This window comes from Mycobacterium sp. MS1601 (genome assembly GCF_001984215.1).
In the GTDB taxonomy this organism is placed as follows: Bacteria; Actinomycetota; Actinomycetes; order Mycobacteriales; family Mycobacteriaceae; genus Mycobacterium.
Genome location: NZ_CP019420.1, coordinates 6,092,311 through 6,112,889, shown reverse-complemented (window position 1 = coordinate 6,112,889; position 20,579 = coordinate 6,092,311). Strand labels below are relative to the sequence as shown.

Sequence of the window (20,579 nt, the reverse complement as noted above, 5' to 3'; positions counted from 1 at the left end):
GAGCATGGATGACTGCATGCATGACCTCGGAGGAGACACAACAACGTGGCATCGTCTACGGCGCCGGTGCATCCGTACCGCTACCTGACGCTGTTCCTGGTATTGCTGATCGGAGCTTTCGCGGCGGTGTTCTTCACCGGCGACAAGCAGCCCGAGCCGAAGCTGGGAATTGACCTGCAGGGCGGAACCCGGGTCACGCTGACCGCACGGACTCCCGACGGCAGCGCGCCCACGCGCGAGGCTCTCGGCCAGGCGCAGCAAATCATCACCAGCCGTGTCGACGGCCTCGGTGTGTCCGGTTCCGAGGTGGTGATCGATGGGGACAACCTGGTGATCACCGTCCCCGGAAACGACGGCAACGAAGCGCGCAATCTGGGCCAGACGGCGCGGCTCTACATCCGTCCGGTCAAGTACGCGGTGCCGGTTGACCAGCTTGCTGCCGCCACGGGCCAGGGCCAGGGCCAGCCGGTTCCCGGCGGTGCTCCTCCCGTCCCCGGCGCCCCCGCACCAGGGCAGCCCCCGGCGGGCGGTGTCCCAGGCGCGCCGGCGGCCCCACCGGACGCCGGACTGCCTGCCCCTGAAGCACCGGCAGCACAGCCGCGGCCCTACCCACTGGAGCCGGCCCCGACGCCACCGCCAACCCCGGGAGCACCGGCCACGCCCGCCGCTCCGGCCCCCGCGGCACCGGCACCAACCGGATCGCAGGCGCCACCGGATGATCGGGCGGCACTGGCTGAGCGCATCGCCTTCGAGAAGCAGCTCCGCCAGAGCGACAACGAGAGCGTTCAGGTGCTGGCACTGCAGTACCAGGCAGGGCGCTGCAATGACGACGACGTTCTCGCCGGTAATGACGACCCGAACCTTCCGCTGGTCACCTGCTCCGAGGACAAGGCCGTCGTCTATCTGCTGGACCCCTCGATCATCAGCGGTGAGCAGATTGCCAACGCTTCCTCGGGATTCGACCAGCAGCAGGCGCGCTACATCGTCGACCTGGAGTTCAAGCCCGAAGCCTCCGACATCTGGGCGCAGTTCACCGCCCAGAACATCGGAACGCAAACAGCGTTCACGCTGGACTCTCAGGTGGTCAGTGCCCCGGAGATCCAGGAGGCCATCCCGGGAGGCCGCACCCAGATCACCGGGCAGTTCACCCAACAGTCCGCTGCCGAATTGGCCAACGTCCTGAAGTACGGATCGCTGCCACTGTCGTTCGAATCGTCGGAGGCGGAGACCGTGTCGGCGACCCTGGGACTGCAGTCGTTGCGGGCCGGCCTCATCGCCGGCGCCGTCGGCTTGGCGGCAGTGCTGCTGTACTCGCTGCTGTACTACCGGGTGCTCGGCCTGTTGATCACCGTGTCCCTGGTGGCCTCCGGAGCCATGGCCTATGCGCTCCTGGTGCTACTCGGCCGCTACATCGGCTACACCCTGGACCTGGCCGGTATCGCCGGTCTGATCATCGGTATCGGCACCACCGCCGACTCGTTCGTGGTGTTCTTCGAACGCATCAAGGACGAGATACGCGAGGGCCGATCCTTCCGGTCGGCAGTGCCACGAGGCTGGGCGCGCGCCCGCAAGACCATCGTCTCGGGTAATGCGGTGACCTTCCTGGCCGCGCTGGTGCTCTATGTCCTGGCGGTCGGCCAGGTGAAGGGCTTCGCGTTCACCCTGGGTCTGACCACGATCCTCGACGTTCTGGTCGTGTTCCTGGTCACCTGGCCGGTGATCTTCCTGGCATCGAAGTCCACGATGTTGGCGAAGCCGGCCTTCAACGGGCTGGGAGCGGTTCAGCAGATCGCCCGGGAACGCCGGGCCGCGGCTTCGGCGGGACGGGGATAGCGCCATGGCAGACAAGAACGACTCAGGCACCGCCGAACTCGAACCCCTGGAGACCGGGCAGCCGAAGCACGGCTTCTTCGTCCGCCTCTACACCGGCACCGGTGCGTTCGAGGTCATCGGCAAGCGCAAGCTGTGGTACACCGTCAGCGGCCTGATCATGCTGATCTCGATTGCCGCAATCGTCTTGCGCGGCTTCACTTTCGGCATCGACTTCGAAGGCGGGACGAAGGTCTCGATGCCGCGGGGGACAGTCGAGACCCAGCAGGTCGAAGACGTCTTCAACGAGGTCATCGGAGAGGCGCCGGAGTCCGTCGTCATCGTCGGCAACGGGCCGTCGGCCACCGTGCAGATCCGCTCGGAGACGCTGGACAACCAGCAGACCAACGATCTGCGCCAGGCATTGTTCGAGCGGTTCCAGCCCGTCGGTGACGACGGCCAGCCCAGCCCGCAGGCCATCAGCGATTCCGCGGTATCGGAGACCTGGGGCGGCCAGATCACCGAGAAGGCGATCATCGCGCTGGTGGTGTTCCTGGCGCTGGTCGCGGTGTACATCACCGTGCGCTACGAGCGCTACATGGCGATGGCTGCGCTGGCCACCCTGGTGTTCGACCTCGTGGTCACCGCCGGTGTCTACGCGCTGGTGGGCTTCGAGGTCACGCCGGCGACGGTGATCGGCTGGCTGACTATCCTGGGCTTCTCCCTCTACGACACGGTGATCGTGTTCGACAAGGTGGAGGAGAACACCCACGGCTTCGAACACACCACCCGGCGGACCTTCGCCGAGCAGGCCAACCTCGCCATCAACCAGACGTTCATGCGGTCGCTGAACACCGCCCTGATCTCGGTGCTGCCGATCATCGCGCTGATGGTCATCGCGGTGTGGCTGCTGGGTGTCGGCACCCTGCAGGACCTGGCTCTGGTGCAGCTGGTCGGCGTGGTGGTGGGCACGTACTCGTCGATCTACTTCGCCACCCCGCTGTTGGTCACCCTGCGGGAGCGCACCGAGAAGGTGCGCGTGCACACCCGACGGGTGATGAACCGCCGGGCCCGCGCGGCCGGCACCGCATCGGAGGCCAAGGCGGACGACTCTGTAGAGGATGCGATCGAGGACGGCGACGCCGAACCCGCCACCGTGTCGGCATCGTCGGAGGCGCCCAGCACCGAGGCACGCCCGTCCCGTCCGTCGCGGCCCACCCGCTCCACGGGCCGCCCGACGGGCAAGCGCAGCCCTCGACGGAGCTAACCAGGATGGGGCTCAAAGGCCGGCGCCTTGCGGCGGTTGTGGTGTCGTCCGTCGCCGCGCTGGGGTTGGTGGGCTGCGGTAGCGGCACCGCCGACGAGATCGACTACGCCATCGACGGGGCGCTGGCCACCTACAACACCAACACCGTGATCGGCGCGGCCTCCGGCGGCGCCCAGGCGTTCGCTCGGGTGCTCACCGGTTTCGGCTATCACGGGCCGGACGGACAGGTGGTCGCCGACCACGACTTCGGCTCCATCGCCGTGGTGGGGCGCGAGCCGCTGGTGTTGGACTACACCATCGCCGACAACGCGGTGTACTCGGACGGCAAGCCGATCACCTGCGACGACATGGTGTTGACGTGGTTGGCGCAGTCGGGTCGCTTCCCGCAGTTCGACGCCGCCAGCCGCGCCGGATACATCGACATCTCGACCATCGACTGCCAGCCCGGCCAGAAGAAGGCCAGGGTGTCGTTCGCGATCGACCGGGCTTTCGCCGACTACGGCCAGCTGTTCACCGCCACCTCGCTGATGCCGTCGCACGTGATCGCCGACGAGCTGGGCCTGGGCGAGGGCGGGGTCACCCGGGCGCTGCAGGCCGCCGACCTGCCCGTGGTGGAACGTATCGCGCAGGTGTGGAACACCGGCTGGAACCTCGAGCCCGGTGTGGACGTCACACGCTTCCCGTCGTCGGGGCCCTACAAGATCGACTCGGTCCGCGACGACGGCGCGGTAGTGCTGGTGGCCAACGACCGCTGGTGGGGCACGGCGCCGATCACTCCGCGGGTGACGGTCTGGCAGCGCGGCCTCTATGTCCAGGACCGCGTCAACGACGGCACCTTCGAGGTGGTCGACGTGGCGACGGGATCATCGGGAACCCTGACCACCCCGGACAACTACAACCGCGTCGATTCGCCGTCGACAGGCATCGAGCAGATGATCTTCGCCCCCGAGGGGGTGATGTCACAGATCCCTGAACGCCTTGCGCTGGCGCACTGCACACCGCGTGACGTGATCGCTCGCAACGCCGAAGTGCCGGTGTCCAATGCGCGCCTCAATCCGGCCAACGAGGACACCCTGGCGCTCACGGAGAACGTGCCCGCAGCCGGGCCTTTCATGACATCGAATCCGATCGCGGCGCGCGACACCCTCGAGGGCCGGCCACTGACCGTGCGGATCGGATACCAGACACCCAACGCGCGCCTGGCTGCCACCGTCGGCGCCATCGCCAAAGCCTGTGAGCCGGCGGGAATCACCGTCACCGACGCCTCGTCGGACGTCGCGGGCCCACAGGCCCTTCGGGACGGACAGATCGACGTGCTGATCGCCAGCACCGGGGGAGCGACGGGCAGCGGCTCCTCGGGCTCCTCGGTGGTGGACGCCTACGCGTTGTTCGCAGGCAATGGTGACAACCTGTCCCGGTACGCCAACGGCCAGATCGACGGCATCATCAGCGCACTCGCTGTCACACTGGACCCCAAGGAACAGGCGCGGCTGTATGGCGAGGGCGCCCCGATCCTGTGGGCCGACATGCCGACCATGCCGCTGTACCGTCAGCAGCGCACACTGATGACCTCGAAGAACATCGAGGCCGTCAGCAGCAACCCGACCCGCTGGGGTGCGGGTTGGAACATGGACCGCTGGCAGCTGAACTCGTGACGGTGCCGACTTTGGTGAGGATGGCTACAGAGTGAGCGACGTATCCCGGATCATCGGGTCCCTGACACGCGAGGTCCCCAACTTCCCGGAGCCGGGCATCCAGTTCAAGGACCTGACGCCGGTGCTCGCCGACCGCGACGGCCTGGCGGCGGTGACGGATGCCCTGGCCGAGATCGCCGAGGGCGCCGACCTGGTGGCCGGTATCGACGCCCGCGGCTTTCTGCTGGGCGCCGCGGTGGCGACGAAACTGCGCACCGGGGTGCTGGCCATTCGCAAGGGGGGAAAGCTGCCGCCGCCGGTGCACCGTCAGGAGTACACGCTGGAGTACGGCAGCGCGGTGCTGGAGATCCCTGCCGAGGGCATCGAGCTGGCCGGCCGCAAGATCGTCCTGCTCGACGACGTGCTGGCCACGGGCGGCACCATGATGGCCGCGCACCGCCTTCTGGTGCAGAGTGGCGCGGTGGTGACCGTGGCTGCGGTGGTGCTGGAACTCGAAGCACTCGGCGGCAGAAGCAAGGTGTCGCCGCTGCCGGTCACCAGCCTGCACGTGGTCTGACGAGACCTTTCCGTGGGGATGCCCGCGGGAGGATATTCTCGGTGACGGAGACTTGAACATCGCAGCGACAGGAGGTGGCGTGCGTGGCCGATGATCCGGTAACTGTCGCTGAACCTGCGGCCGGCCAGACGGTTCCCCCTGTCGAACCGCGGGCGGAGACGCCGAAAGCCACCAGCAGCGCCTCGCGCCGAGTGCGGGCCCGGTTGGCCCGCCGGATGACCGCGCAGCGCAGCGCCATCAACCCGGTGCTCGAACCGCTGGTGGCGGTACACCGCGAGATCTACCCCAAAGCGGACCTCACGATTCTGCAGCGTGCCTACGCCGTGGCAGAGGAACGTCATGCCACGCAGCTGCGCCGCTCCGGTGACCCGTACATCACCCATCCGCTGGCCGTGGCGAACATCCTTGCCGAGCTGGGCATGGACACCACCACACTGGTGGCGGCACTGCTGCACGACACCGTGGAGGACACCGGGTACACGCTGGAGGCGCTGACCACCGAATTCGGGGAAGAGGTCGGCCACCTGGTCGACGGCGTCACCAAGCTGGACCGGGTGGTGCTCGGCACGGCCGCCGAGGGCGAGACCATCCGCAAGATGATCATCGCGATGGCCCGTGATCCGCGGGTGCTGGTGATCAAGGTCGCCGACCGCCTGCACAACATGCGCACCATGCGCTTCCTGCCGCCGGAGAAGCAGGCCCGCAAGGCCCGCGAGACACTGGAAGTCATTGCGCCGCTGGCACACCGACTTGGCATGGCCACGGTGAAATGGGAGCTCGAGGATCTGTCGTTTGCGATCCTGCACCCCAAGAAGTACGAGGAGATCGTCCGGCTGGTCGCCGACCGGGCGCCGTCGCGCGACACCTATCTGGCCAAGGTCCGCGCGGAAATCGCTGCGACACTGAATGCTTCGCGGATCAGCGCTACCGTCGAGGGTCGCCCCAAGCATTACTGGTCGATTTATCAGAAGATGATCGTCAAGGGCCGCGACTTCGACGACATCCATGATCTGGTTGGTGTGCGGATTCTCTGTGACGAGATCCGCGACTGTTATGCCGCCGTGGGTGTGGTGCACTCCCTGTGGCAGCCCATGGCGGGCAGGTTCAAGGACTACATCGCTCAGCCGCGCTTCGGTGTCTACCAGTCGTTGCACACCACGGTCATCGGGTCGGAGGGCAAGCCGCTGGAGGTGCAGATTCGCACCCGTGACATGCACCGCACCGCCGAGTACGGCATCGCCGCGCACTGGCGCTACAAGGAAGCCAAGGGCCGCAACGGAGTTCCCGCCACGCTGGCCGCCACCGAGATCGACGACATGGCGTGGATGCGCCAGCTCCTGGATTGGCAGCGAGAGGCTGCCGACCCCGGCGAGTTCCTGGAATCGCTGCGCTACGACCTTGCGGTGCAGGAGATCTTCGTCTTCACCCCGAAGGGCGACGTGATCACGCTGCCCGCAGGGTCCACACCCGTCGACTTCGCCTATGCCGTGCACACGGAGGTGGGACACCGCTGCATCGGTGCGCGGGTCAACGGCCGCCTGGTGGCGCTCGAGCGCAAGCTCGAAAATGGTGAAGTGGTCGAGGTGTTCACCTCCAAGGCTCCCAATGCCGGGCCCACGCGTGACTGGCAGAGCTTCGTGGTGTCACCGCGCGCCAAGGCCAAGATTCGGCAGTGGTTTGCCAAGGAACGCCGTGAAGAGGCCCTGGAGTCCGGTAAGGACGCCATTGCCCGCGAGGTGCGCCGTGGTGGCCTTCCGTTGCAGCGCTTGATGAATGCCGAATCGATGGGCACGCTGGCTCGCGAGCTGCGCTACACCGATGTTTCGGCGCTCTACACCGCCGTCGGTGAGGGGCATATCTCGGCGCACCATGTGGTGCAGCGGCTCATCGCCACACTGGGCGGTGCCGATGACGCCGAGGACGAGATCGCCGAGCGGTCCACGCCGTCGAACGTGCCGATGCGCCAGCGCAGCAGCGACGATGTGGGTATCGCGGTGCCAGGGGCGCCAGGTGTGTTGAGCAAGCTCGCCAAGTGCTGCACGCCGGTTCCCGGTGACACCATCATGGGGTTCGTCACCCGGGGCGGCGGCGTCAGCGTGCACCGAAACGACTGCACCAATGCCGCTTCGCTGCAGGAGCAGTCCGAGCGGATCATCGACGTGGAGTGGGCGCCGGGTCCCAGTTCGGTGTTCCTGGTGGCCATTCAGGTCGAGGCGCTGGACCGCCACCGGTTGCTCTCCGACGTCACGCGCGTGCTGGCCGACGAGAAGGTGAACATCCTGTCCGCGTCGGTCACCACCTCCGATGATCGGGTGGCCGTGAGCCGCTTCACCTTCGAGATGGGCGACCCCAAGCATCTGGGGCACGTGCTGAATGTGGTGCGCAATGTGGAGGGCGTGTACGACGTCTACCGGGTAACCTCCGCCGCCTGACGAAGGCTGCCCACGAGCAGAAACCGTTGTTTTCTGCAGCCGGGCGGTCCGGCGCCGCGGATCACGACCCGGCTGCAGAAACCGACGGTTCTGTGTAGCGGGCGATGCCCGTCAGTCCCGCCGGTGTCAACGCGTAGGTCCCGCGCTCGACACGTTCGAACCAGCCGTAGTAGTCCTTCTGCAGGATCTTGGCGGCATTGGGAACGTCGGCGGACGCGCGCATCTGGGCCAGCTTCATCGGTCCGGCGCGCAGCAGTTCGGCGCAGCGTACCGCCTCCTGACGATAGGACGTCATCATCGGGACCTTGGTCGACGAGCCGCCGAGGTTGGGGTCTCCGACGCGGCGGGCGTGCTCACCGAGCAGACGGCCCACCTTGCGCTTGTTCTTCCGCGGCGCGTAGGGCGCCGGGTCCAGCAGGACCTCGGCCCGTTGCCCGGTGACCACGATGAGGCCCAGCCCGAGCCGCCGGCAAAGACCGCGGATCTCCTTGCTCTGCTTCGGAATTCGGCCGATCCCCAGATACACCGTGTCGGTGAGGGCCAGCCGGTCCACTCCCTGCAACAGCAGACCCAGGTTGAAGGCGCGTTTGAGCTCGACGATCACCGGTGGCCCGTCATCGCGGACACCGACCACATCACAATGCGCCACTTCGCCTTTGACCACGTAGCCCTGGCTCTCCAGCAGTGCTTTGACCGGGGGATAGAGGTCGCTTTCCAGCGGCATGCCGAGCAGGCTAACGCACCGTCGCAGGCGGATGTGGGAGGCGACGCTGGGATCAGAATCCGAGAATGGCGATGGTGGCTTGGGCAGATACGCGTGCTCCATCGCTATCGACTGCATCGATCGACACGATGTCACGATCGTGATGCCGGTAGGCGGCCCCGATCCGGGAGGCGGCTCGCCGCGCCGCGGCCCCGGGGGTATAGGTGATCGAGCCGTCGCGGTTCACCCGGGCCCGGCCCTTGTTGGTGTGGACAAACTGCGGCGTGAAGGTCAGTGGCCGAGGACTCGACAGTATTCCGGTGACGGTACCGCTGTCGCTGTCCAGGGCCAGGTCGCCGACAGTGACAGGAATGACCTCTATCGATGATGCCGTCGGGGCAATCATTAGCTGTATCACGCTGTGTGCGCGTGCCAGCGCAGCGGTGTCGTGGCGGACCGTGGAATCGACGCCTGCCGCCCGAAGTGTGCGCGGCGAGTCGCTCAACCGCGCGAATGCGCTGTGATCGGCCATTCGTTCCCCTCGCGGACCTGATGCCGCATCCCCCAGAAGGCACCTGCTGACCAAGTGTAAAGGCTCCGATGGTTCAGCAAGGCACGCGTTGATCACAATTCGTTTGCTGAATCCCTCTTCGCATTCCGGATTGTTCGCGCGAGCCTCAGTCCAGGCGGATTGATTCGACGGTGACCGGCCGTGCGGGTCTGCCGTCGAGGTTGCCGCCGACGACCCCGCGTGCGGCGATATCGTCCACCGTGGCCAAACCGGTTTCATCGACGGAACCGAACACCGTGTACGTCGGGGGCAGCCTGGAGTCCGCGTAGACGATGAAGAACTGACTGCCGTTCGTATCGGGTCCGGCGTTGGCCATCGCGAGTGTGCCCCGCGGATACAGCACCGCCTTGGCGAGGTCGGGATCGTCGGGGGCGAACTGATTGCTCGGATACTCGTTGGCGAATTCGTAACCGGGACCGCCTGTTCCGGTTCCGGTGGGATCTCCGCACTGCAGCACCGACAGCGAGTTGTTGGACGTCAGCCGGTGACACGGGGTGTTGTCGAAGAACCCCTGCTGGGCCAGACTGACGAAGCTGTTGACCGTGCACGGCGACTTGCCGTTGTCCAACTCGAGGCCGATGGCGCCGTCGCTTGTGGTCATGGTGGCAGCCACCACGGCGGGGGAGGTGGGCACCGCGCCGCTTCGCGGCGACTTGACCGGCTTACTGGCGGGGCTCGCGGTGGCCGGGTAGGCGCAGGCGCTGCCCAGATCGGCGGGAGGATCGAATCGCGGCAGTCCCGCCGGCTCCGGGCGGGGCGTCAGCGGTGCGGGCACGGAAATCGGGTCGTAGCGGTCCAACTCGCTGTTGACCCACGACGAGAGCGACGACACCGCCACCACAGCCAGCACCGTCACCAGGGTCAGCGAGTAGCCGATGATGAGTCCGGCAATGGCCAGATTGCGCCCCTCCTGCGGGGCGGCGTCGTCGGCCTTCTTGATCTGCCACAACGACAGGTGTCCGAGCAACGCTCCCAGGGGCGGGAGCAACACCGCGCTGATGATGGAGGCGACCGCCAGTCCGTTGGTGGGGTTTCGCGGCTGCGGCGGCCAGGGATAGGGATGGGGCGGCCACGGCTGCTGAGGCCACTGCGGGGTGGGCGGCCCGTAGGGCGGCGGGACCGTCATGAGGTGATCAGTCCAGCGCAAGCGTCTTGATCAGAACCTCCTGAGCCGGCGCTCCGTCCTGGCCGCCGCCCTGCACCCCGGCCTCGGCGATCTTGTCGAGTGTGGCCAGCCCGGTCTCGTCGATGGTGCCGAACACCGTGTACTGCGGGGGGAGCTGCGAATCGGCGTACACCAGGAAGAACTGGCTGCCGTTGGTCCCGGGGCCGGCATTGGCCATGGCCAGCGTGCCGCGCGGGTAGACCACCGGCTGCTGCAGACCGGGATCGTTCTGCGGGTACTGGTCGGTGGGGTACTCGTTGGCGAACTCGTAGCCGGGGCCGCCCATGCCGGTGCCCGCAGGATCGCCGCACTGCAGCACCGACAGCGACTCGGCGGTGGTGAGCCGGTGGCAGGTGGTGTCGTTGAAGTAGCCCTGCTGGGCCAGGCTGGCGAAGCTGTTGACGGTGCACGGCGACTTCGCGTTGTCCAGCTGCAACCCGATGTTGCCCTGCGACGTGGTCATGCTCGCGCTGATCAGGGCGGGATCGGTGGGCACCCGGCCGGTGCGCGGCGGGGTGTTCTGCTTGCTGGCAGCCTGCGCCGCCGGGTACTGGCAGTTGGCCCCGGTGCTGGCCAGCGGGGTGAACGGCGGCAGCTGACCGTTGGCGGGCGGGGCGACGGTGGGCCCGTCCTCGGGCATGGGCAAGCCGGGCTCGGTGGTGGCCGCGGATGCGGTGGTGCTGCCACCTCCGGAGTCCCGTTGCACGATGACCACGGTGGCCACCACCGCGGCGATCACCAGCACTGCCGCCACGGATCCACCGATGATGGTCATGGTCCGGCGTTTCTTCGCCTGCGCTTCACGCTGCTGCAGTTGTTCCTCCAGCTTGCGTTTGGCAGCTTCTCGTCGCTGTTCGTTGGTCGGCACCGCCGAAGCCCTCCGGTCGTCGATTACACGGTTGGCTCCGAGTCTGCCAGCCCGCGGCGGCAGAGCACGTGTCGACCCGCATGCGAAACTTGTCGGCGTGCTGATCACGGGCTTCGCCTCCGGAGCGGGCGACGTCAACTGCTATCTGGTGGCGGCGGCGCCCGGATCCGCTGCGATCGTCATCGACCCCGGTGACGAGGCGGTGGCGACATTGGAGTACTACTTCGCCGTCAACGACCTGACCCCGGCGGCTGTGTTGTTGACACACGGTCACGCCACCCACGCCGCCTCGGCGTTCGACCTGGGCGCCGGTTGGGATATCCCCACCTATCTGCATCCGGCCGACCGGCCGCTGCTGGCCGAGCTGGGTGCCGAACAGCCGGAGAACCTGTTGGACGTGCAGGGCGGTGAGCAACTGGCCGTGGCCGATATCCTGGTCGGCGTCGAACACACACCTGGACACACCCCGGGATCGGTGGTGTACCAGGTGAGTGCGGACACTGACGAAGGCCCGGTCCCCGTGGTGTTCACCGGGGACGCCGCACTCACCGGTTACCTGTTGGCCCTGGACGACCAGACCGTGGTACTACCTGGTCACGGCTCGTCCACCACCATCGGCGCGGTGCGCCGATACACCCGCAACTGATCGAGAGAGCTGACACCGCAAGTGAGCGAGTTCAAGGCGCCCAAAGGCATTCCCGACTATCTACCGCCCGACTCTGCGCAGTTCGTCGCGGTCCGTGACGGATTGCTGACCGCCGCCCGCCGCGCCGGCTACGGCGATATCGAGCTGCCGATCTTCGAGGAGACGGCGCTGTTCGCGCGCGGAGTGGGCGAATCCACCGACGTGGTCTCCAAGGAGATGTACACCTTCGCCGACCGCGGTGACCGCTCGGTGACGCTGCGACCGGAAGGCACGGCCGGCGTGATGCGCGCCGTCATCGAGCACGGTCTGGACCGCGGGGCGTTGCCGGTGAAGGTCTGCTACGCCGGCCCCTTCTTCCGCTACGAACGCCCCCAGGCGGGGCGCTACCGCCAACTGCAGCAGGTGGGCGTCGAGGCCATCGGCGTGGACGACCCCGCCCTGGATGCCGAAGTGATCACCGTCGCCGACGCCGGGTTTCGCGCCCTGGGGCTTGACGGGTTCCGACTGGAGATCACCTCACTCGGTGATGACACCTGCCGGCCCGCCTACCGCCAACTGCTGCAGGACTTCCTGCTCAAGCTGGATCTCGACGAGGCCACCCGGGCCCGCGCGCAGATCAACCCGCTGCGGGTGCTCGACGACAAGCGTCCGGAGGTGAAGGCGATGACCGCCGACGCACCGCTGATGCTCGACCACCTCTCCGACGCGGCGAAGGCGCACTTCGACGCCGTGCTGGCACATCTGGACCGGCTCGGGGTGCCGTACGTGGTGAATCCGCGGATGGTGCGCGGGCTGGACTACTACACCAAGACGACGTTCGAGTTCGTGCACGACGGCCTGGGCGCGCAGTCGGGGATCGGCGGCGGCGGGCGCTACGACGGGTTGATGAGGCAGCTCGGTGGCCAGGATCTCTCCGGCATCGGCTTCGGCCTCGGGGTGGACCGCACGCTGCTGGCGTTGCGCGCCGAGGGCAAAACACCTGCGCCGACGAACCGCGTCGACGTGTTCTGTGTGCCGCTGGGGGAGCAGGCCAAGCTGGAACTGGCGGTGTTGGCGGCGGCCTTGCGGGGCGCCGGTGTCCGGGTGGACCTGGCCTATGGCGACCGCAGTCTCAAGGCGGCGATGAAGGGGGCCGACCGTTCCGGTGCCGCGCTGGCGCTGGTGGCCGGGGACCGCGACATCGACGCGGGCACCGTCGGTGTGAAGGACCTCAGCACCGGCGAGCAGGTGGATATTGCCGCGGACGAGGTTGTCGCCCACGTGCTTTCGCGCCTGTCCGCCTAGGCCAACGATGTGCCCGCGACGACGGCGTTGAGTACCTGGTCGGCGTCACCGAAACTTCCGTCGAACGGATTGCCACGCTTGAGCACGTGCACCCCTTCGGGGCTGACGGCGACCAGCTTGGCCGAGCTGGAGCCGAGCTGTAGCCGCTTGTCGAAGCGGATCCGGTCCAGCGGTAACAACGCGCCGCCGGCAACGGTGAAGAGGTTCAGCTTGCGGTCCAGCACCGCCACGGAACGGCAGCTGCTCAAGGGCGCAGTGCGCCGCGACCGGATGCGGCGCACCACGGAGAACACCGCCCCGGCCAGCGCAAGCCCGATGAGCACGAACAGCGCGCCCAGCAGCTGTGCCGGCGCACCGGTCACCAGTGCCACCACGCCGAAACCGCCGACGCACACCGCCAGCACGCCGAGGACGAAGGCGGTGGTGCCCAACCCGCCTGTCGCGCGGTCGACCACGTTGACGCGGCGGCCGTCGTCGGTGACCACCAGGCCGCCGGCGTCGAGCAGGATCCGGGGGGTGGCAGGCGCGGTCATGGTGTGCAGCCTGCCAGCCCGGAGCGGGCCGGTACCCCTAAATGGCCATTGCGGCGCGGACGTCCTCTTCCGAGGCGGAGCCGCCGGTGCCACTGGAGGTGACCCGACCGGCTTCGAGGATGTAGTACGTCTGCGCTGATTCGAGCGCGAACCCGATGTGCTGTTCCACCAGCAACACCCCGAGATTGCCCCGCTGCGTCAATGCCGTGATGGTCTCCTCGATCTCGTGCACCACCGACGGCTGGATGCCTTCGGTGGGTTCGTCGAGGATCAGCGTCTTCGGCTCGGTGATCAGCGCCCGCGCGATGGCCAACTGCTGGCGCTGACCGCCCGAGAGCAGACCGGCGCGACGGGTCAGCAATTCCTTGAGTGCGGGGAACAGGTCCAGCTGCTCGTCGATCAGCCGCTTGCCGTCCTTGCGGCCGTCGGCCACCACCTGCAGGTTCTCCATGGTGGTCAGCTGCCCGAACGACTGCTGGCCCTGCGGCACATACGCCAGACCCCGGGCCACCCGCGCCGAGGGCCGCAGCTTGGTGATGTCCTCGCCATCGAACATCACCTTGCCCGCACTGCATTTGAGCAGACCCACCGCCGCCCGCAGCAGCGTGGTTTTGCCTGCCCCGTTGTGTCCCATCACCGCGGCGACACCGTCCGAGGGCACCTCGATGCTGGCGCCGTGGATCACCTCGGAGCGGCCGTAGCCGGAATGTACGTCGATCATCTGCAGCATCAGGGCGCCCCTGTCTCTTCGAGGTCCTGGGTTTCTTCGAGCCCGTCCGCACCCGCGGCGGCCGTACCCAGGTAGACCTCCTGGACCTTGGGGTTGGCCTGCACCTCGGCCACCGTGCCCTCGGCGATCACCTGGCCGCGGGCCAGCACCGTCACCGACGTGGCGAACGCGCGCATGAAGTCCATGTCGTGTTCCACCACCACCACGGTGCGCTCGGAACCGATGCGTCGCAGCAGGTTTCCGGTCTCTTCCCGCTCCTCGGTGCTCATGCCTGCCACCGGCTCGTCGAGCAGCAGCACGTCGGCGTTCTGTACCAGTAGCATGCCGATCTCCAGCCACTGCTTCTGCCCGTGCGCCAGCACACCTGCCGGCTTGTCTGCCAGGCTGGCCAGTCCGGTAATCTCCAGTGCCTCCTCGATGGAGGGCAGGATGCCGGGGCGTCGCCGCAGCAGCGTCCACCACGATCGATCGGCGCCCGCCGCGATGTCGAGATTCTGCAGCACTGTCAGCTTTTCGAACACGCTGGCGGTCTGGAACGTACGTCCCACACCCTTTCTGGCGATCTGGTGCACCTTCTTGCCCAGCAGTTCGGTACCGGACTTGTTGACCGATCCGCTGGCCGACACCAGGCCGGTGATGGCGTCGATGACCGTGGTCTTGCCGGCGCCATTGGGGCCGATCAGGAACCGCAGATCACCCTGGAAGAGCGTCAGGTCGACGTTCTGCACGGCCTTGAACCCGTCGAAATCCACTGTGAGACCGCGTACTTCGAGATACTGGGTGCCCATGCCGACATTGCCGCCCGCATGTGGCTCTTTGATTTCCGGCTGCGTCATGACGGCGCGCCCACTTTCTCGCTCTCGAGGTCCGGATCGGGTGCGGACTCGCCCTTGGCGGCCTTGCGTTTGCGCTTGAAGAACACCGCAAGCCCGGCGAAGCCGGCGGGGAAGAATCCGACGACCAGGATGAACAACAGGCCCTGCCCATAGGTCCATGCCGACGGGAACTGTTCGGAGAACAGGGTCTGCGCCCACGCCACACCGATGGCGCCCAGTACCGGACCCAGCAGTGTGGTGCGTCCGCCGATGGCAACACCGATGAGGAAGGCGATGGACGGCAGGATGCCGACCTGCGACGGCGCGATGAAGCCGACGATGGGTGCGAACAGCGCGCCGGCGATGCTGGCGAACAGTGCGGCGACGGTGTAGGCCACCACCTTGATGTTGGCCGGGTCGTACCCCAGGAAGCGCACCCGCTCCTCGCCGTCGCGCACCGCCACCAGCAGCTCGCCGTAGCGGCTTTGCATCAGCTGGCGTGCGACGGCCACCACCACCAGCAGGACACCGGCGGCGATGAAATAGAGCATCTGCCGATTCAACGGGTCGTTGAGGTTGAATCCGAAGAACGTGCGGAATCTGTTGAGTCCGTTGGAGCCGCCGAGGCCGGTCTGCCCGATCAGCAGGATGGCCAGGGCTGCCGCCAACGCCTGCGACAGGATGGCGAAGTACGCGCCCTTGACCCGGCGCTTGAACACGCCAAAGCCCAGCGCCGCCGCGATGGCGGTGGGGATGATCAGGATGGCCAGCAAGGTCACCAGTGGGGACGCGAAAGGGGCCCAGTATCCGGGCAATTCGCGGGTGCCTTGGATCTGCATGAAGTCGGGCACCGCGTCGCCGGCGATCTGGGCGTCGGCGATCTTGAGGTGCATCGCCATCATGTAGCCGCCGAGGCCGAAGAACACGCCCTGGCCCAGCACCAGCATGCCGCCGCGACCCCAGGCCAGACCGATCCCGACCGCGACGATGGCGAAGCACAGGAAACGCCCGAGCAGGCTCAACCGGAAATCGGAGAGCACCGCGGGCATGACACCGAACAGCAGTACCGCGGCGATACCGAAACCGGCCCACGTCTGCCACCTACCCAGGACGCGTGTCATACGAGACTCCTTGTCCGAACGGTGAACAGGCCCTGCGGCCGGACCTGCAGGAAGATCACGATGAGGACGAACAGGATCACCTTGGCCAGTGATGCGGTGGTGTTGTACTCGATGAACGAGTTGAGGAAGCCGATGCCGAAGGCCGCGATGACGGTGCCCTTGATCTGCCCGAGGCCACCCACCACGACCACCAGGAAGGCGTCGATCAGGTAGCTCTGGCCGATGGTCGGGCTGGTGGAACCGATCAACGTCAGCGCCACGCCTGCCACGCCGGCCAGCCCGGAGCCGATGAAGAACGTGGTGATATCGGTCTTGCGGGACGAGATGCCGCTGGTCTCTGCCAGGTCGCGGTTTTGCACCACGGCCCGGATGCGTCGGCCCATCGGGCTCACCTTGAGCACCATGGCCAGCACCGTCACACACACCACGGCCAACACCAGGATGAACAGGCGGGTCTTGGGGACCACCGCGCCCATGATGTCGAATCCGCCCGAAAGCCAGGCCGGCGCAATGACGTTGACGGCGGGTGCACCGAAGATGTCCCGGGCGACCTGCTGCAGGATCAAGCCGACGCCGAAGGTCACCAGCAGGGTGTCCAGTGGTCGGTCGTACATCCGCTGGATCAGCGTCACCTCCAGCAGCACACCGAGCGCGCCGCCGATGAGAAAGCCGACGATCAGCGAGATGAACAGTGACGCACCGGCGTTGGAGACAACTTGCTGCACCACGAACGCGGTGTAGCAGCCGGCCATGATGAACTCGCCGTGCGCCATGTTGATGACGCCCATCTGGCCGAAGGTCAGTGACAATCCGAGTGCAGCGAGCAACAGGATTGAGCCGAGGCTCAATCCTGTTGCCAGCTGTCCGATCAGGACATCCATGTAGTCGTACCTAGCCGGAGAGTCCGGCGGCCCACGGGTAGGACTTCAGGAACGGATCCGGCTCGATGGGGCCGGGTGATTCCCAGATGGTGTAGATCAGGCCGTCGGGGCGGATCTCACCGATGCGGGCGGTTTTGGTGATGTGGTGGTTCTCGCCGTCGATGGTGACCAGACCCTCGGGGGCGTCGAAGGTCACGCCGCCGGCGTTGTCCTGGATGGCCTTGGTGTCGAAGGCGCCCGCCTTCTCCACGGTGTTCTTCCACAGGTATACCGAGGTGTAGGCGGCTTCCATGGGGTCGGAGGTGGGCTTGTTGGCGCCGTAGGCGGCCTTGTAGGCGTCGACGAACGCGGTGTTCACCGGGGTGTCGATGGTCTGGTAGTAGTTCCAGGCGGTGAGCTGGCCGGTGATGTTCTCCACACCGATGCCGCCGACCTCTTCCTCGGCGATGGACACCGAGACCACCGGCATGTCCTGAGGGGTCAGGCCGACGTTCTTGTATTCGCGGAAGAACGCCACGTTGGAGTCGCCGTTGAGGGTGTTGAACACCGCGTCGGCATCAGCGGTGCGCACCTTGTTGACGATGGTGGAGAAGTCGGTGGAGCCCAGCGGGGTGTAGTCCTCGCCCTTGATCTCGATGCCGTTGGCCTCGGCGTACGCCTTGATGATGCGGTTGGCGGTCTGCGGGAAGACGTAGTCGCTACCCACCAGGTAGAGCGATTTGACGCCCTTCTCCTTGAGGTAGTCCAGGGCGGGAACGATCTGCTGGTTGGTGGTGGCACCGGTGTAGAAGATGTTGGGGGAGGACTCCAGGCCCTCGTACTGCACGGGGTAGTACAGCAGCGAGTTGGCGCTCTCGAACACCGGCAACATGGCCTTGCGGCTGGAGGAGGTCCATCCGCCGAAGACCGCGGCCACGCAGTCGCTGCTGATCAGCTTCTCGGCCTTCTCGGCGAACACCGTGGGCTCAGAGGCGCCGTCTTCGCCGATGAGCTCGATCTGCTTGTCCAGTACGCCACCCGAGGCGTTGATCTCGTCGACCGCCAGCTTGATGGCGTCGCGCACGGTGACCTCGGAGATCGCCATGGTGCCCGACAGTGAGTTCAGCGATCCGACCTTGATGGTCGGTCCTTCGGTGTCGACGCAGGAGGCCGCGTCAGCGGCGGTTCCGGTGTCACTGGCTTTGCTACCACAACCGACCAGCACCAGACTGGTCGCGAAGAGGACGCCACCGGCTGCGATAGCCGAACGTTTCAGCGACGAACGCTGGGGACGCACAGATCTGCGCATCGAGAGCCTTTCGTGAAGGGTGAACGCGGCCCGCGACCAGAAATGCCCTCGTGAAAAGGCTTGTCACGACCCGGCTGGCACCCCCCGCGGGTGCCGAAAAGGAACCTAGGGCCGTTATGTTTCTGGGAAATATCTGTGTGTCACGAACAAATTAACCTGGTGGCCAGGCGGGGTTATCCGGTTGTTTGACAGCATGGCTAGGGGCTTAGCTGGTTGCTGCAAACGCCTCGACGGCCGCCATGTAACGATGAGGTAGCGTCGAAAGATATGACCAACATGCGAAAAGGGACAGTCACAGTTGGTGCGGCAGTGGTTCTCGCGGCAGCGGGGATCTTCGGTGCCGGGATTGCGAGCGCGGAGCCGGCCGGACAGCAGGTGCGCTACACGCTGGTCTCCGCGGCCCCCTACGAGTTCGACCTCTTCTATCTGACATCGCAGCCGCCCAGCATGGCGGCTTTCAACGCCGACGCCTATGCCTACGCCAAGCGCGAGACGGTGAACCTGGCCCCGGGTGTGCCGTGGGTTTTCGAGACCACCATGGCCGACCCGCAGTGGGCCATTCTGCAGGTCGGTAGCACCACCCACGGTGGACGGGCGGCCCCGAACGTGCACTGTGACATCGCCGTCGACGGCGTGGTCCAGACCGCCCACGACGATCCCTACAACGTGCGGTGCCAGCTTTCCCAGTGGTGATTCGCCGCGGGCGTTGACACCCGGGTCGAACGTATGTTCGCATTGACCGATGCGATGGGCGGCCCAGGGTGTCAATGTCGACGACGGTGCGCTGCCCGGGCTTCAGCGCATCGGTTTCGTCCGCAGTGTGCGCACACCACAGTTCGACGGCATCACCTTCCACGAGGTGCTCTGCAAGTCGGCGCTGAACAAGGTCCCCGCGGAATCCCAGTTGCCGTTCACCTACACCGTCAACGGCTACCGGGGCTGCTCGCACGCCTGCCGCTACTGCTTCGCCCGGCCCACGCACGAGTACCTGGATCTGGACTGCGGCGACGATTTCGACTCGCAGGTGGTGGTCAAGACCAACGTGGTCGACGTGTTGCGCCGCGAGCTGAGCAGGCCGGGGTGGCGACGCGAGACGGTGGCGCTGGGTACCAACACCGATCCGTACCAGCGGGCCGAGGGTCGTTACGCCCTGATGCCCGGAATCATCGGTGCGCTCACCGACTTCGGTACACCGTTCTCGATCCTGACCAAGGGCACCCTGCTGCGTCGAGACCTGCCGTTGATAGCCGATGCCGCTACCAGAGTTCCTGTCTCGGTGTCGGTTTCGCTGGCCATCGGCGACGCCGAGCTGCACCGCCAGGTGGAGCCGGGAACCCCGACGCCGCAGGCCCGGCTGCAGCTGATCTCGGCCATCCGTGCCGCCGGATTGGACTGCCACGTCATGGTGGCGCCGGTGCTGCCGCACCTCACCGATTCTGCCCGGCACCTGGACATTCTCTTGGGGCAGATCGCCGAGGCGGGAGCCACCGGGGTGACCGTCTTCGGGTTGCATCTGCGCGGTTCGACACGCGGCTGGTTCATGTCATGGCTGGCCGACACGCACCCGGATCTGGTGGCGCCGTATCGCCAGCTCTACCGACGTGGCGCCTACCTCCCGGAGGAGTACCGCGACCTGTTGCGCCCCCGGGTGGCTCCGCTGGTGGCCAAATACCGCCTCAGCGGTGACGGCAACCGGTTCTCCCGGGTGCCGCAGCCGCCGGTGGCGTCGGTGGCCGAACCCGTTCAGGCTACATTGTTCTAATCATGTTGCGCCGTATGGAATTTCATGACGTCCATGTTCCAGTAGCCGCGCATGTTGGCGATCTTGCCGTCACCGTCGACGCGGTAGGTGAACACGCCTCGCACCTCGCTGGAGAAGCCGCCCTCGAACTGGCTGCGCAGGATCAGGATGTGGGCGATCTCGTCGGGCGAGCTGGACGGAAACGTCTCCTCGCAGGTGATGTGCAGGTTGTTCGACGCGATGTTGGTGTCGTAGAACGCCGAGACCGCTTCCTTGCCGCGCACGCCGGTGCCGTCCGGGTTGGTGATGGCCTGGCCTATCGGGTCTTCGATCACCACGTCGTCGGCCATCAGTGCCAGCCACGCGTCCTTGTCGTGCGCTTGCACCGCTTTCCACGAACTCTGCGATGCGGCCAACGCGGGCGAGATGTCGGTGGTGGACTGGCTCATCGGTTCTCCCTCGGTTCCGGTGGTGTGAACACACTAACCGGACTGTTCACTACCGGGGGACGGGT

General features: G+C 66.6%; 20 protein-coding genes. 9 read left to right on the top strand and 11 right to left on the bottom strand.

Going from position 1 to position 20,579, the window contains the following annotated elements:
- Positions 1 to 45: 45 nt before the first annotated feature.
- From secD to BVC93_RS29110, 5 genes are all read left to right on the top strand, one after another.
- Positions 46 to 1,833 (top strand): protein translocase subunit SecD, encoded by a 1,788-nt coding sequence (secD, locus tag BVC93_RS29130; RefSeq protein ID WP_083740437.1) that lies wholly within the window; start codon positions 46 to 48, stop codon positions 1,831 to 1,833.
- 4 nt (positions 1,834 to 1,837) lie between these two features.
- A complete protein-coding gene (gene secF, locus BVC93_RS29125; RefSeq protein ID WP_083740436.1) occupies positions 1,838 to 3,076 on the top strand; it encodes a protein translocase subunit SecF in 1,239 nt (412 codons plus the stop codon).
- A gap of 5 nt (positions 3,077 to 3,081) precedes the next feature.
- Complete coding sequence (locus BVC93_RS29120) at positions 3,082 to 4,731, top strand: ABC transporter substrate-binding protein (protein WP_083740435.1); 1,650 nt, start codon at positions 3,082 to 3,084, stop codon at positions 4,729 to 4,731.
- Between the two features lie 31 nt (positions 4,732 to 4,762).
- Positions 4,763 to 5,287, top strand: coding sequence for an adenine phosphoribosyltransferase (locus tag BVC93_RS29115; RefSeq protein ID WP_083740434.1), 525 nt, complete (start codon positions 4,763 to 4,765; stop codon positions 5,285 to 5,287).
- A gap of 74 nt (positions 5,288 to 5,361) precedes the next feature.
- Positions 5,362 to 7,719 carry a RelA/SpoT family protein gene (locus BVC93_RS29110; RefSeq protein ID WP_442928993.1) on the top strand — a complete coding sequence of 786 codons (2,358 nt, stop codon included), beginning with the start codon at positions 5,362 to 5,364 and terminating at the stop codon, positions 7,717 to 7,719.
- Between the two features lie 61 nt (positions 7,720 to 7,780).
- Here BVC93_RS29110 and BVC93_RS29105 read toward each other — a convergent pair whose 3' ends face one another.
- The 4 genes from BVC93_RS29105 to BVC93_RS29090 all read right to left on the bottom strand — a co-directional run bounded on the left by BVC93_RS29105 (position 7,781) and on the right by BVC93_RS29090 (position 11,026).
- Entirely contained in the window at positions 7,781 to 8,443 is a 663-nt protein-coding gene (locus BVC93_RS29105) for a DUF2161 domain-containing phosphodiesterase (protein ID WP_083740432.1), read from the bottom strand.
- 52 nt (positions 8,444 to 8,495) lie between these two features.
- Positions 8,496 to 8,954, bottom strand: coding sequence for a hypothetical protein (locus BVC93_RS29100; protein WP_083740431.1), 459 nt, complete (start codon positions 8,952 to 8,954; stop codon positions 8,496 to 8,498).
- A 145-nt stretch (positions 8,955 to 9,099) separates the two neighbouring features.
- Complete coding sequence (locus BVC93_RS29095) at positions 9,100 to 10,119, bottom strand: peptidylprolyl isomerase (protein ID WP_157517135.1); 1,020 nt, start codon at positions 10,117 to 10,119, stop codon at positions 9,100 to 9,102.
- Positions 10,120 to 10,126: 7 nt separating this feature from the next.
- Complete coding sequence (locus BVC93_RS29090) at positions 10,127 to 11,026, bottom strand: peptidylprolyl isomerase (RefSeq protein ID WP_083740430.1); 900 nt, start codon at positions 11,024 to 11,026, stop codon at positions 10,127 to 10,129.
- A gap of 97 nt (positions 11,027 to 11,123) precedes the next feature.
- On the opposite strand from BVC93_RS29090, the gene BVC93_RS29085 reads away from it, so the two are divergent.
- On the top strand, positions 11,124 to 11,672 hold the full coding sequence (locus BVC93_RS29085) for an MBL fold metallo-hydrolase (RefSeq protein WP_083740429.1): 549 nt from the start codon (positions 11,124 to 11,126) through the stop codon (positions 11,670 to 11,672).
- A 9-nt stretch (positions 11,673 to 11,681) separates the two neighbouring features.
- A complete protein-coding gene (gene hisS, locus BVC93_RS29080; RefSeq protein ID WP_442929113.1) occupies positions 11,682 to 12,956 on the top strand; it encodes a histidine--tRNA ligase in 1,275 nt (424 codons plus the stop codon).
- On the opposite strand, the gene BVC93_RS33690 is transcribed toward hisS, so the two are convergent.
- From BVC93_RS33690 to urtA, 6 genes are read right to left on the bottom strand one after another with little or no spacing between them, the layout of a single operon-like run.
- Entirely contained in the window at positions 12,953 to 13,489 is a 537-nt protein-coding gene (locus BVC93_RS33690; protein WP_192860131.1) for a hypothetical protein, read from the bottom strand. The genes hisS and BVC93_RS33690 overlap by 4 nt on opposite strands.
- 37 nt (positions 13,490 to 13,526) lie before the next feature.
- The gene (gene urtE, locus BVC93_RS29070) at positions 13,527 to 14,219 is read right to left on the bottom strand and encodes an urea ABC transporter ATP-binding subunit UrtE (protein ID WP_083740427.1); all 693 of its coding nucleotides are present in this window, start codon (positions 14,217 to 14,219) and stop codon (positions 13,527 to 13,529) included.
- Complete coding sequence (urtD, locus tag BVC93_RS29065) at positions 14,219 to 15,055, bottom strand: urea ABC transporter ATP-binding protein UrtD (RefSeq protein ID WP_083740426.1); 837 nt, start codon at positions 15,053 to 15,055, stop codon at positions 14,219 to 14,221. The genes urtE and urtD overlap by 1 nt, the downstream gene beginning before the upstream one ends.
- Entirely contained in the window at positions 15,052 to 16,155 is a 1,104-nt protein-coding gene (gene urtC / locus BVC93_RS29060; RefSeq protein ID WP_083740425.1) for an urea ABC transporter permease subunit UrtC, read from the bottom strand. Before urtC ends, urtD begins: the two co-directional genes overlap by 4 nt.
- Positions 16,152 to 17,036 carry an urea ABC transporter permease subunit UrtB gene (gene urtB / locus BVC93_RS29055; RefSeq protein ID WP_083740424.1) on the bottom strand — a complete coding sequence of 295 codons (885 nt, stop codon included), beginning with the start codon at positions 17,034 to 17,036 and terminating at the stop codon, positions 16,152 to 16,154. The genes urtC and urtB overlap by 4 nt, the downstream gene beginning before the upstream one ends.
- A gap of 10 nt (positions 17,037 to 17,046) precedes the next feature.
- The gene (urtA, locus tag BVC93_RS29050) at positions 17,047 to 18,324 is read right to left on the bottom strand and encodes an urea ABC transporter substrate-binding protein (RefSeq protein ID WP_083740423.1); all 1,278 of its coding nucleotides are present in this window, start codon (positions 18,322 to 18,324) and stop codon (positions 17,047 to 17,049) included.
- A gap of 267 nt (positions 18,325 to 18,591) precedes the next feature.
- Between urtA and BVC93_RS29045 the strand changes: the two genes are divergently transcribed.
- The gene (locus BVC93_RS29045) at positions 18,592 to 19,017 is read left to right on the top strand and encodes a hypothetical protein (protein WP_083740422.1); all 426 of its coding nucleotides are present in this window, start codon (positions 18,592 to 18,594) and stop codon (positions 19,015 to 19,017) included.
- Between the two features lie 49 nt (positions 19,018 to 19,066).
- Positions 19,067 to 20,086, top strand: coding sequence for an Rv2578c family radical SAM protein (locus tag BVC93_RS29040; RefSeq protein ID WP_083740421.1), 1,020 nt, complete (start codon positions 19,067 to 19,069; stop codon positions 20,084 to 20,086).
- Here the strand turns inward: BVC93_RS29040 and BVC93_RS29035 are convergent.
- Positions 20,083 to 20,514: a nuclear transport factor 2 family protein gene (locus tag BVC93_RS29035; RefSeq protein WP_083740420.1), complete on the bottom strand. Its 432-nt coding sequence runs from the start codon at positions 20,512 to 20,514 to the stop codon at positions 20,083 to 20,085. The two genes, BVC93_RS29040 and BVC93_RS29035, sit on opposite strands and share 4 nt — an antisense overlap.
- Positions 20,515 to 20,579: the final 65 nt, after the last annotated feature.

Coding starts and splice junctions, on each gene's coding strand:
- secF (WP_083740436.1), top strand. CDS start 1,838: ATGGCAGACAAGAACGACTCAGGCACCGCCGAACTCGAACCCCTGGAG.
- BVC93_RS29120 (WP_083740435.1), top strand. CDS start 3,082: ATGGGGCTCAAAGGCCGGCGCCTTGCGGCGGTTGTGGTGTCGTCCGTC.
- BVC93_RS29105 (WP_083740432.1), bottom strand. CDS start 8,443: ATGCCGCTGGAAAGCGACCTCTATCCCCCGGTCAAAGCACTGCTGGAG.
- BVC93_RS29100 (WP_083740431.1), bottom strand. CDS start 8,954: ATGGCCGATCACAGCGCATTCGCGCGGTTGAGCGACTCGCCGCGCACA.
- BVC93_RS29095 (WP_157517135.1), bottom strand. CDS start 10,119: ATGACGGTCCCGCCGCCCTACGGGCCGCCCACCCCGCAGTGGCCTCAG.
- BVC93_RS33690 (WP_192860131.1), bottom strand. CDS start 13,489: ATGACCGCGCCTGCCACCCCCCGGATCCTGCTCGACGCCGGCGGCCTG.
- urtE (WP_083740427.1), bottom strand. CDS start 14,219: ATGCTGCAGATGATCGACGTACATTCCGGCTACGGCCGCTCCGAGGTG.
- urtD (WP_083740426.1), bottom strand. CDS start 15,055: ATGACGCAGCCGGAAATCAAAGAGCCACATGCGGGCGGCAATGTCGGC.
- urtC (WP_083740425.1), bottom strand. CDS start 16,155: ATGACACGCGTCCTGGGTAGGTGGCAGACGTGGGCCGGTTTCGGTATC.
- urtB (WP_083740424.1), bottom strand. CDS start 17,036: ATGGATGTCCTGATCGGACAGCTGGCAACAGGATTGAGCCTCGGCTCA.
- urtA (WP_083740423.1), bottom strand. CDS start 18,324: ATGCGCAGATCTGTGCGTCCCCAGCGTTCGTCGCTGAAACGTTCGGCT.
- BVC93_RS29045 (WP_083740422.1), top strand. CDS start 18,592: ATGACCAACATGCGAAAAGGGACAGTCACAGTTGGTGCGGCAGTGGTT.
- BVC93_RS29040 (WP_083740421.1), top strand. CDS start 19,067: ATGCGATGGGCGGCCCAGGGTGTCAATGTCGACGACGGTGCGCTGCCC.
- BVC93_RS29035 (WP_083740420.1), bottom strand. CDS start 20,514: ATGAGCCAGTCCACCACCGACATCTCGCCCGCGTTGGCCGCATCGCAG.